At 67.6% G+C, this 11,431-nt stretch carries 6 protein-coding genes and 2 pseudogenes; 3 read left to right on the top strand and 5 right to left on the bottom strand.

Features of this window, described 5'->3' with window-relative positions:
• On the top strand, positions 1–2,313 hold a 2,313-nt coding region (locus tag ACFVYN_RS02840), incomplete at its 5' end, for an ATP-binding protein (protein ID WP_389991487.1).
• A gap of 34 nt (positions 2,314–2,347) precedes the next feature.
• On the opposite strand, the gene ACFVYN_RS02835 is transcribed toward ACFVYN_RS02840, so the two are convergent.
• Positions 2,348–3,541 (bottom strand): RNA-guided endonuclease InsQ/TnpB family protein, encoded by a 1,194-nt coding sequence (locus ACFVYN_RS02835; protein ID WP_389991650.1) that lies wholly within the window; start codon positions 3,539–3,541, stop codon positions 2,348–2,350.
• 311 nt (positions 3,542–3,852) lie between these two features.
• On the opposite strand from ACFVYN_RS02835, the gene ACFVYN_RS02830 reads away from it, so the two are divergent.
• On the top strand, positions 3,853–4,395 hold the full coding sequence (locus ACFVYN_RS02830; protein ID WP_389991485.1) for a two-component system response regulator: 543 nt from the start codon (positions 3,853–3,855) through the stop codon (positions 4,393–4,395).
• Between the two features lie 7 nt (positions 4,396–4,402).
• Here the strand turns inward: ACFVYN_RS02830 and ACFVYN_RS02825 are convergent, their stop codons facing one another.
• Together ACFVYN_RS02825 and lepA are read right to left on the bottom strand one after the other, a co-directional pair.
• Entirely contained in the window at positions 4,403–6,277 is a 1,875-nt protein-coding gene (locus ACFVYN_RS02825) for an AMP-dependent synthetase/ligase (protein ID WP_389991482.1), read from the bottom strand.
• Positions 6,278–6,514: 237 nt separating this feature from the next.
• Positions 6,515–8,383: a translation elongation factor 4 gene (gene lepA / locus ACFVYN_RS02820; RefSeq protein ID WP_389991480.1), complete on the bottom strand. Its 1,869-nt coding sequence runs from the start codon at positions 8,381–8,383 to the stop codon at positions 6,515–6,517.
• A gap of 254 nt (positions 8,384–8,637) precedes the next feature.
• Between lepA and rpsT the strand changes: the two genes are divergently transcribed.
• Complete coding sequence (gene rpsT / locus ACFVYN_RS02815; protein ID WP_389991477.1) at positions 8,638–8,904, top strand: 30S ribosomal protein S20; 267 nt, start codon at positions 8,638–8,640, stop codon at positions 8,902–8,904.
• Positions 8,905–9,171: 267 nt separating this feature from the next.
• On the opposite strand, the pseudogene ACFVYN_RS02810 reads toward rpsT, so the two are convergent.
• A pseudogene (locus tag ACFVYN_RS02810) lies at positions 9,172–9,456 on the bottom strand (nuclear transport factor 2 family protein); the annotation flags it as partial.
• Positions 9,457–9,478: 22 nt separating this feature from the next.
• Positions 9,479–11,110 (bottom strand): annotated as a pseudogene (locus ACFVYN_RS02805) (IS200/IS605 family accessory protein TnpB-related protein).
• Positions 11,111–11,431: the final 321 nt, after the last annotated feature.

Here is an 11,431-nt window from a genome sequence, read left to right as displayed (position 1 = left end):
GGCGAGATCCTGGAGCTGAAGACCGCCATCAACACCATGGTCGACACGCTCTCCTCCTTCTCCTCCGAGGTCACCCGCGTGGCCCGCGAGGTCGGCTCCGAGGGCCAACTCGGCGGCCAGGCACGCGTCGAGGGCGTGTACGGCACCTGGAAGCGTCTGACGACCAACGTGAACGAGCTCGCCTCCAACCTGACCACCCAGGTCCGCGCGATCGCCGAGGTCGCCTCCGCGGTGGCCCAGGGCGACATGTCCCGCGCCATCACCGTGGAGACCCAGGGCGAGGTCACCGAGCTCAAGGACAACATCAACCTGATGGTGGCCAACCTCCGCGAGACGACCCGGGCCAAGGACTGGCTGGAGTCCAACCTCGCCCGGCTGGCCGCCCTGATGCAGGGCCACCGGGACCTGATGGAGGTCGCCGACCTGATCCTGCGCGAGCTGACCCCGCTGGTGAACGCCCAGTACGGGGCGTTCTTCCTGGCCGACCCGGACGAGGACGGCGCCTCGCTGCACACCGCCGTTCCCGCGAAGGGACTGGCGTTCATCGCGGGCTACGGCTCGGCGCAGGGCGCGACCGTCGACACCGGCGGCATGCCGGTCCACGGTCTGGTGCGCCAGGCGGCCCGCGAGAAGAAGCGGATCCTGGTGGAGGAGGCCCCGCCGGACTACATCAAGATCAACAGCGGGCTCGGTGAGGCGGCCCCGGCCAGCGTCGTCATCATCCCGATCCTCTTCGAGGACAAGCTCCTCGGCGTGATCGAGCTGGCGTCCTTCTCCCGCTTCTCCGATGTCCACCTGGCGTTCTTCGACCAGTTCGTGAACACCATCGGCGTCGCCATCAACACCATCATCGCCAACTCCCGCACCGAGTCCCTGCTGGGCGAGTCCCAGCGCCTGGCGATGCAGCTCCAGGAACGCTCGGACGAACTCCAGATGCAGCAGGCCGAACTGCAGCGCTCGAACGCCGAACTGGAGGAGAAGGCGGCCCTGCTCGCGACCTCCTCGCAGTACAAGTCGGAGTTCCTGGCGAACATGTCGCACGAACTGCGCACCCCGCTGAACTCCCTGCTGATCCTGGCCAGGCTCCTCTCCGACAACCCGGACGGCCATCTATCCGACCAGGAGGTGCAGTTCGCGACGACCATCCACCGCTCGGGCTCGGACCTGCTCCAGCTGATCAACGACATCCTGGACCTGTCGAAGATCGAGGCCGGCCGGATGGACGTACGCCCCAAGAAGCTGCCGCTCATCAAGCTGCTCGACTACGTCCACGCCACCTTCCGCCCGCTCACCCTGGACCGGGGGCTCGCCTTCGAGCTGGCGGTCGGCGAGGCCGTGCCGCGCGAGATGTACTCCGACGAACAGCGCCTCCAGCAGATCCTGCGCAACCTGCTCTCCAACGCGATCAAGTTCACCGCCTCCGGCCGGGTCGAACTGCGCGTGAACCGCGTCAAGGACCCCGAGCGCCGGTACGTCCGCGACAGCGACGACGTGGTGGCCTTCGCGGTCTCCGACACCGGCATCGGCATCGCGCGGGAGAAACTCCCGGTGATCTTCGAGGCGTTCCAGCAGGCCGACGGCACGACCAACCGCAAGTACGGCGGCACGGGGCTCGGTCTGTCCATCAGCCGGGAGATCGCGGGCCTGCTGGGCGGCCGTATCGTCGCCGAGAGCGAACCCGGCAAGGGCTCCACCTTCACGCTCTACGTCCCCGTCGCCAGCCCCGGCCACCCGGCGACCGGCCCGACCACCGAGGACCACCCCCTGCCGAGCCCGGAGGAGCTGTCCACCGAGCCCTACCCCCACGACGCCGAGGACTCCTGGCCCGCGCCCACCAGGCTGGAGGCGTGGAAGTCGGGACGGGCGGGCCAGGTGCTGTCCGGCCGGCGGGTGCTGATCGTCGACGACGACATCCGCAACGTCTTCGCCCTCACCCATGTGCTGGGCCGCGTCGGCATGCCCGTCCTGTACGCGGAGAACGGCCGCGAGGGCATCGAGACCCTGGAGCGCAACCCGGACGTCGAGCTCGTCCTGATGGACATCATGATGCCGGAGATGGACGGCTACGAGACCATCGCCGCCATCCGCCGCACCCCGCGCTGGACCGGTCTGCCCATCGTCGCGCTCACCGCGAAGGCGATGCCCGGAGACCGCGAGAAGTCGATCGCGCGCGGCGCCAACGACTACGTACCCAAGCCGGTGGACGTCGACCAGCTGCTGACCGTCGTATGCGCCCTCCTGGACCCCGAGGGCGCTAGGACGCAGCAGCGGACCGAGACCGAGGAGGCGGTGGTTCAGCCCACCGACGACTGATTGACTTCCTCCCCCTCGTAAACGAGGGGGATTCCTACGGCTCGCGCCGTGGGGATTCCTGCTTCGTCGCCGACTGCCCGCCCGGATGTCTCCGTTGAGGTCTTACACCAGCTCCACAGGCTGTCACCGTCAGTCCGACGGCCAGCAGGTTCTTCGCTGCGTTCACGTCCCGGTCGTGCATCGTTCCGCAGTCACAGGTCCAGGTGCGTACGTGCAGCGGCATTCTGTCCTGCAAGGTGCCGCAGGTGGAGCACAGCTTGGAAGAGGGGAAGAAGCGGTCGACCACGATCACTTCCCGCCCGTACCAGGCGGCCTTGTACTCCAGCATGCTTCGGAACTGCGACCATGCCGCGTCACTGATGGCGCGAGCCAGACTCCGGTTCTTGACCATGTTGCGCACGGTCAGATCCTCGATCACGAGCGTTTGGTTCTCACGCACGAGACGAGTGGTCAGTTTGTGCAGCCCGTCACGCCTGCGGTCGGCAACACGGGCGTGGATTTTGGCGGCCTTCCGCCGGGCCTTGGCCTGGTTGTTGCTGCCCTTGGTCTTCTTCGCCGCGCGGCGCTGGGCCAGGGCGAGCCGTGCACGGTCGCGGCGCTCGTGCCGGGGGTTGGCGATCTTCTCCCCGGTCGACAGGGTGAGGAGGTGTTCCAGACCGACGTCGATGCCGACCGCTTTGCCGTTGGCCGGGTGGGCCTGGACGGCGGGGTCCTCGCACAGCATCGAGACGAACCAGCGCCCGGCCGCGTCCTGGGACACGGTCACCGTGGACGGCTTCGCCCCCGCGGGGAGCGGACGCGACCAGACGATGTCCAGAGGCTTCTCCATCTTGGCCAGCATCAGCTTCCCGTCGCGGAAGCGGAAACCGCTGGTGGTGTACTCGGCGGACCTGCGGGACTTCTTCTTCGACTTGAAGCGCGGGTACTTCGCCCGCTTGCCGAAGAAGTTGGTGAACGCCGTCTGCAAGTGCCGCAGGCACTGCTGGAGGGGGACCGAGGAGACCTCGTTGAGGAACGCCAGTTCCTCGGTCTTCTTCCATGCCGTCAGCATGGCCGAGGTGGCGTTGTAGTTGACCCGTTCCTGACGCGCCCACGCCTCGGTACGGGCCGCGAGCGCCATGTTGTAGACCTTCCGAACGCAACCGACCGTACGCGACAGCTCGGCTGCCTGCTCGTCCGTGGGATAGAAGCGGTACTTCAACGCCCGCTTCACATACGTCGGGGCCACGCTCACAAACCAGCGCCGCAACAAGTAACGATCAAATTTGCGGGTCAGCAACCCAGGGCGGCTTCGCCGCCCGCCGTAGGACGGGTAAATGGGCAGGACGAACGCCCCGTAGCCCTTGATCAACACCGCGCCGCGGGGTGGCACCGCAGGAGGCGAGGTCAGCTACCTGCGGCTTTGCCCACGCCGGTTCGTATTTACGCGTCAGAGCACGGTCTTTCGCCCTGGCGGCGAAACCCCGCCCCTTGCCCTGCTCCGCAGGATTTTCGTTTTCTCCCCCGGCTAAAGCCGGGGGTATCCACGAAAGGACTCTGATGAACGCTGAGGCAAGGACCGACGACAGTGCCGGCATCCTCCTGGTCGACGACATGGAGGACAACCTGATCGCACTGGAGGCCGTCCTGGGGTCCCTCAACGAACCACTGGTCCGCGCCCGTTCGGGCGAGGAGGCGATGAAGGCCCTGCTCCGCCGCCGGTTCGCCCTGGTCCTCCTGGACGTGCGCATGCCGGGCATGGACGGCTTCGAGACCGCGGCGAACATCAAGCGCCTGGACCAGACGAAGGACGTCCCGATCATCTTCCTCACCGGCACGGAGGACTCCGGCTACGCCTTCCGCGGCTACGCGACGGGCGCCGCGGACTATCTCACCAAGCCGTTCGACCCCTGGGTGCTGCGGGCCAAGGTGAGCGTGTTCCTGGAACTGCACAGAAAGAACCAGCAGTTGGAACGGCTGCTGGCACGGCAGCGGGCGGACTACGAGGAGGTGAGCAAGCGGCTGGGTGCGCTGGAAACCGAGTTGACCGATCCCCAGCGCACCCAGGTGAGAGAACTGCGTCAGCTGCTGGAGCGACGCTGAGCGCTGCTCACGCCTCCCGGGAGCCCGCGTACATCTCCTCGATGAGGTGCTTGTACTCCCGCTCCACCACAGGCCGCTTCAGCTTCAGACTCGGCGTGATCTCACCGTGCTCCACGTCCAGGTCCCGCGGCAGCAACCGGAACTTCTTGATCGTCTGCCACCGCTGAAGCCCCTCGTTGAGCTGCTTCACATACGCCTCGACCATGGACACGGTGGCGGGCGCGGCGACGACCTCGGCGTACGACTTCCCTTCGAGCCCGTTCTCCTTGGCCCACTCCAGGATCGACACCTCGTCCAGCGCGATGAGCGCGGTGCAGAAGTTACGGTCCGCCCCGTGCACCAGGATGTTGGACACGTACGGGCACACCGCCTTGAACTGCCCCTCGACCTCGGCGGGCGCGATGTACTTGCCGCCGGACGTCTTGATGAGGTCCTTCTTGCGGTCGGTGATCCGCAGATAGCCGTCTGGCGACAGCTCACCGATGTCCCCGGTGTGGAACCACCCGTCGGCCTCGAGCACCTCGGCCGTCTTCTCGGGCAGCCCGTGGTAGCCCTCCATGATCCCCGGTCCCCGCAGCAGGATCTCCCCGTCGTCCGCGATGCGGACCTCCGTACCGGGCAGCGGCTTGCCGACCGTACCGGTGCGGTAGGCCTCGCCCGGGTTCACGAAGGAGGCCGCGGAGGACTCCGTGAGGCCGTAGCCCTCCAGGATGTGGATGCCGGCGCCCGCGAAGAAGTACCCGATCTCGGGCGCGAGCGCGGCGGAACCGGAGACACACGCCCGCAGGTTCCCGCCGAACGCCTCCCGGATCTTCGCGAAGACCAGCGCGTCGGCCACCTTGTGCTTGGCGCTCAGCCCGAAGGGCGCCGAGGCGACCCCGGTGCGCCGGAAGTTGTCCTGGGTGGCCTTGGCGTACTCCCGGCCCACCTCGGCGGCCCACTGGAAGATCTTGTACTTGGCGCCGCCGCCCGCACGGGCCTTCGCCGCGACCCCGTTGTAGACCTTCTCGAAGATCCGCGGGACGGCGGCCATGTACGTCGGCTGCACGACCGGCAGATTCTCGATGATCTTGTCGACGCGGCCGTCGACGGCGGTGACGTGTCCGACCTCGATCTGCCCCGAGGTGAGCACCTTGCCGAAGACGTGGGCGAGCGGCAGCCACAGGTACTGCACGTCCTCGCCGCTGATCAGACCGGTCGCGGCGATGGCCTTCGCCATGTACGCCCAGTTGTCGTGCGGCAGTCGTACGCCCTTGGGGCGGCCGGTGGTGCCGGAGGTGTAGATCAGCGTGGCGAGCTGGTCCTTGGTGATCGCGCCGACCCGCTCCTTGATCAGGTCGGGGTCCTTCTCCAGCCGGGCGGCGCCACGGGCCTCCAGCTCGGCGAGGGTGAGGACCCAGTCGCTGGTCTCGACGCCCGCCGGGTCGATCACGACCACGTGGGTGAGATCGGGCAGCTCGGCCTTCTTCGCGACCGCCTTGGCGAGCTGCGCCGCGTCCTCCGCGATCAGCACCCGGCTCTCGGAGTCGGAGAGGATGAACGCCGACTCCTCGGCGTTGGTCTGCGGATAGACCGTGGTCGTGGCGGCCCCCGCGCACATGATGCCGAGGTCCGCGAGGATCCAGTCGATACGGGTCGAGGAGGCGAGGGCGACGCGCTGCTCGGACTGCACCCCCAGCTCGATCAGCCCGGCCGCGATGGCGTGCACCCGCTCCGCGGCCTGCGCCCAGGTGAGCGACTTCCACTCGTCCGGGCCCTGGCCGGGGGCCGCCGGGACCGGGTAGCGGTACGCCTCGGCGTCCGGTGTGCTCGCAACGCGCTCCAGGAAGAGGGTCGCCACACTCGGCGGGCGGTTCTCGATCAGTGTCTGTGTGTCGCTCACGACATCCTCCGGGGCCCGCGGCAGTGCGGCCGGCTCTCAGGTTTGCGGCTGTTGTTTAACTCGCGAGTAACTATCGAGCAGAGATCAGAGTAAAGCGCGGCCGACCCGTTCGTAAGAGGCGGCGGCCTGTCATTTCCTACAGAGCGCGACGTTACGCACGCGTAGAGGCCCGCCGCACTTTTCGCACGACGGACCCCTTTCCATCCGATTCGACGGGTAACCGACTGTAACCCGCGGTTACTTCTTGCCCTTGCCCGAACCCGCGCTGTCATCGCTGGAGAGCACCGCGATGAAGGCCTCCTGGGGAACCTCCACGGAACCCACCATCTTCATCCGCTTCTTGCCTTCCTTCTGCTTCTCCAGAAGCTTCCGCTTACGGGAGATGTCACCGCCGTAGCACTTGGCGAGGACGTCCTTGCGGATGGCGCGGATGGTCTCGCGGGCGATGACCCGGGAGCCGATGGCGGCCTGGATGGGCACCTCGAAGGCCTGCCGCGGGATGAGCTCGCGCAGCTTGGCGACGAGCCGCACCCCGTAGGCGTAGGCCGCGTCCTTGTGCGTGACCGCCGAGAACGCGTCCACCTTGTCGCCGTGCAGCAGGATGTCGACCTTGACCAGGCTGGATGCCTGCTCACCGGTGGGCTCGTAGTCCAGGGAGGCGTAGCCGCGCGTCTTGGACTTCAGCTGGTCGAAGAAGTCGAAGACGATCTCCGCGAGCGGGAGGGTGTAGCGGATCTCGACCCGGTCCTCGGACAGGTAGTCCATGCCGAGCAGGGTGCCGCGCCGGGTCTGGCACAGCTCCATGATCGAGCCGATGAACTCGGTGGGCGCGAGGATCGTGGCGCGTACGACGGGCTCGTACACGTCGTTGATCTTGCCCTCGGGGAACTCGCTCGGGTTGGTGACCGTGTGTTCGGTGCCGTCCTCCATCACCACGCGGTAGACCACGTTGGGCGCGGTGGCGATGAGGTCGAGCCCGAACTCGCGCTCCAGCCGCTCGCGGATCACGTCGAGGTGGAGCAGGCCGAGGAAGCCGACGCGGAAGCCGAAACCGAGGGCGGCCGAGGTCTCCGGCTCGTAGACCAGCGCGGCGTCGTTGAGCTGGAGCTTGTCGAGGGCGTCGCGCAGCTCCGGGTAGTCGGAGCCGTCCAGCGGATACAGCCCGGAGAAGACCATCGGCTTCGGGTCCTTGTAGCCGCCGAGCGCCTCCGTCGCCCCCTTGTTGAGGGTGGTGATCGTGTCACCGACCTTGGACTGGCGGACGTCCTTCACGCCGGTGATGATGTAGCCCACCTCACCGACACCGAGACCGTCGGCGGAGAGCATCTCCGGCGAGTTGGTCCCGATCTCCAGCAGTTCGTGCGTGGCGTTCGTGGACATCATCCGGATGCGCTCGCGCTTGTTGAGCTGTCCGTCGATGACTCGTACGTACGTCACCACGCCCCGGTAGGAGTCGTAGACGGAGTCGAAGATCATCGCGCGGGCCGGAGCGTCCTGGACGCCGACCGGGGCGGGAACCTCCGCCACCACCTTGTCGAGCAGCGCCTCGACGCCGAGCCCGGTCTTGGCGGAGACCTTGAGGACGTCCGAGGGGTCGCAGCCGATGAGGTTGGCGAGTTCCTCGGAGAACTTCTCCGGCTGGGCGGCCGGCAGGTCGATCTTGTTCAGTACAGGGATGATCTTGAGGTCGTTCTCCATCGCCAGGTAGAGGTTGGCGAGGGTCTGGGCCTCGATGCCCTGGGCGGCGTCGACGAGGAGGACGGTGCCCTCACAGGCGGCGAGCGACCGCGAGACCTCGTAAGTGAAGTCGACGTGCCCCGGGGTGTCGATCATGTTGAGGATGTGCGTGTCGGTCTTGTCGTGGGTCGGGGCCCACGGCAGACGCACCGCCTGCGACTTGATCGTGATTCCGCGCTCACGCTCGATGTCCATACGGTCGAGGTACTGAGCACGCATCTGGCGCACATCGACCACGCCGGTCAGCTGGAGCATCCGGTCGGCGAGTGTGGACTTGCCGTGGTCGATGTGCGCGATGATGCAGAAGTTGCGGATCAGAGCCGGGTCGGTACGGCTCGGCTCGGGCACGTGGCTGGGGATCGCGGGCACGCAGGGTCCTGATTCTTGAGGCGTCCGCAGTGTCTGCGGTCTCGGGTCGGATCGATACGTAGCCTCCATGGTCCCACGGGCGGGGACCGGCGACCGGTTTGGGCCACTCGTGGAGCCGCTGGTACTCTGGGTGGCTGTGTCCTCATGCCCTCTCAGCGCGAGGCACAACTCCGAGAAATCACCTGGTACGGGACCCTGGGTTTTCCTTCGTGGAAATGCTCCTTGCCCGTGCCTGAACCTGTAGAGGCTCATTCGTGGCGAACATCAAGTCCCAGATCAAGCGGATCAAGACCAACGAGAAGGCCCGGCTGCGCAACAAGGCCGTCAAGTCCTCCCTGAAGACCGCGATCCGCAAGGCCCGCGAGGCCGCTGCCGCGGGTGACGTCGAGAAGGCCACCGAGTACCAGCGCGCTGCTGCGCGTGCGCTCGACAAGGCCGTCTCCAAGGGCGTCATCCACAAGAACCAGGCCGCCAACAAGAAGTCGGCGCTTGCTTCGAAGGTCGCGACCCTCCAGGGCTGACCTCTTCTGATCTGACCGGTTCCGTACGTGTAGCTACGGGACCGAACCGCCGGAAGGACCAGAGCGGGCCCTCTCTCATCCGCTCCCGACCGGCTCCCAGGAGCCACGCGCGGCCTGCGTTCGCCACGCGGGCGTGACTCCGAAAGCTTGCACCGAAGACCCCGGTCCGGTCGCCCTTCCCCAGGGCGGGGGCCGGGGTCTTTGTCGTGCGGTGGTGGGGTCGTGAGCTTGTGGGGCTGTGAGTGGGGCAGTGAGCTTGTGGGGCCGTGAGTTGTCGATGTCCGCGACACACTCGTCGAGGTCGGTGACCTTGTCCCCGACGATCCGGAACACGATGCATCCGGTGTCGTCCAGGCGCCGCCCCTTCCGCTCGGCCGTGACCCGGTACATCCCGACGGCGATCCCGCGCATCTCCAGCCGCATCGACCCGCCGGTCTCCTGCCCCAGCCTCTGGTACATGTCGATGATCGCGTCCTGCCCCTTGAAGTCACCTGAGAGCGGATGACTACCGGGCACGTGATGCGTGGCATCCCTCGCGGTCAACTCCCGCACGGGTGAACGCCTCGAACCGTTCCTAGGGACTGAGCGGGAGTGAGTCCTGTTGCCAGGTCTCGTGCTCAGGCGAACGCCCCGAACGGTGTTGGGCGTTCTGGTTGCCCGCGTTCGCTCCGCGTCCGGCGCCGACGGATCGTGTCCGTGGTCCGGGGATGCGGGGGCGGGTTCCCTCACGCCCGGGGACGCCCGGTCGGGCCTGGACCGTCCGATGCCCCTGCTCATCACTCCGGTGAGCAGGGGGCGGTGCCGTCCGTCGCCGGATCGGGTGTCCCTGGGCGCGTCTTCCGATCGCCACGGCAGCAGCATCGTGGCGAGTAGTCTTGCGGTTCTTCGTGGTGAGGGACTTCTGCCAGTGCTGCCCGCCCCAGCGGCTGGTATAGGCCGGGTCGACGGCGATGACCGCGATGCCGCTCTGGTCGGCCATCGACGTCAGCCGGGCGCAGAGCTTACCGGTGGGCATGCCGGAGATCAGCTGACGGAACCGCCTTTTACGGCCGTGCTTCTCCCGGGTCTTCTCGGCGGCGAAGTCCAGATCTTCCACGGCAATCGCCTTCACATCACAGGCGCGGGCCCAATGCAGAAGGCGGGTCAGGGCGTGGCGGACCTGGGCGTCACGGTGTTCGGCGGTGCCGGTGAGGTCGTAGAAGAAGCGGCGCGGGGCGCCGGTCGGGTTGCCGTGGACGTCGAGGAGCCAGGCGGCGAGGTGATCGGTGTTCATGTCGACGCCGATCACGCCGTGGGCGAGCGCGGCCTCGATGGGGAGGGCCGGGGTGGGCGGGATCTGCCAGGACGCGGTCACGTACCAGCGGTCCCGGCCGGCGTCGTAGTGGATGCGGTAGGCGATGGCCCGGTCGGCCGCGCCACGGTCGGCCCACTCGGTACCCCGGTGCGCGAACGCGACCCGGCAGGCCAGGACATAGCGGCCGTGCGGGGCATTCGCCAGATGGGTGAGCGGCGCGGGCAGCTTGATACTCACCTCACCCTCAGGGCTGATGCGGATCGTCTCGTTGCCGTAGCGCTTGCCGGACTCCCCGTCCGCCTGGCAGAACCAGCGCTCCGCCTCCCACCCCCGGCGCCACGCGCCCTCGGTGAGCTGGGCCGCCTCCAGGTGGTGGCGGGTGCGGGCCAGACGCTTGCCACCGCGTACGACGTGCACGATGCCGGCCTCGCGGTCGGCACGCGCGGCAGCCAGCCGCTCTTCCAGTACCCGCAGCCGCCGGGACTTCGCATGCCACTCCCGCCGCGACCGGTAACCCCCCGGTGCCTTCTTGGTCCCCTTTTGGCCGATCGGCTGGGACAGCCGGTCCTCGATGGTGCGGATGCCCGCTTCCAGGTTGTGGATGTGCGCCGACTGGCAGCGGCGGACCAGCGCCCACTGGTCGTGGCTGGCTTTGGTGATACTGCCCGCCCACCGCGACGACGACAGGGGCGTCAGCTCCCGCTTGCGCACCGCCCACGCCGCACCGGAATGCTCCAGGCCGTCGCGGCAACGGGCCTTGAGATCCTTCGAGGCCAGCGACCCCAATTACCCGCCGACCTGTCGCAGCACCTTCTCATCGTCGGGCGTCAGGTGCTTGAGGCGGGTCCGGACGGCCACACCGCTGGGACCGGACGCGACGAACGGCGCGGCGAGACTCCTCAGTTCACCCACCCTGTCACCCCCGCCCGGTCCCACTCGAAGATCCCGTCGCCATGGGAAACGAGCGCCACCCGTGAAGGTCACGCATTCGATGAGGGAACGTCAGTTCCTCGCTGAAACCGACACCACCACCGAGGCGCGTGACACAACACAGACCAGCAGCACTCACTCCCGCTCACCAGAACCCTCTTGAGCGCACTCCAGCGGCAGCAGCTCCAAACCCCTTACGAACAAGCGCTGCGTGCGGATGCTCAGCCATGACGACCGCCACCTCTCGGTTGTCCGGCGATGTTCGGCTGACCCGTCCGATTCTCCTCCTGGGGGGGTGGGGGG

It is taken from the genome of Streptomyces sp. NPDC058307 (assembly GCF_042880295.1).
Classification (GTDB): Bacteria; Actinomycetota; Actinomycetes; order Streptomycetales; family Streptomycetaceae; genus Streptomyces.
This window is presented reverse-complemented; position numbering and strand designations above follow the sequence as displayed.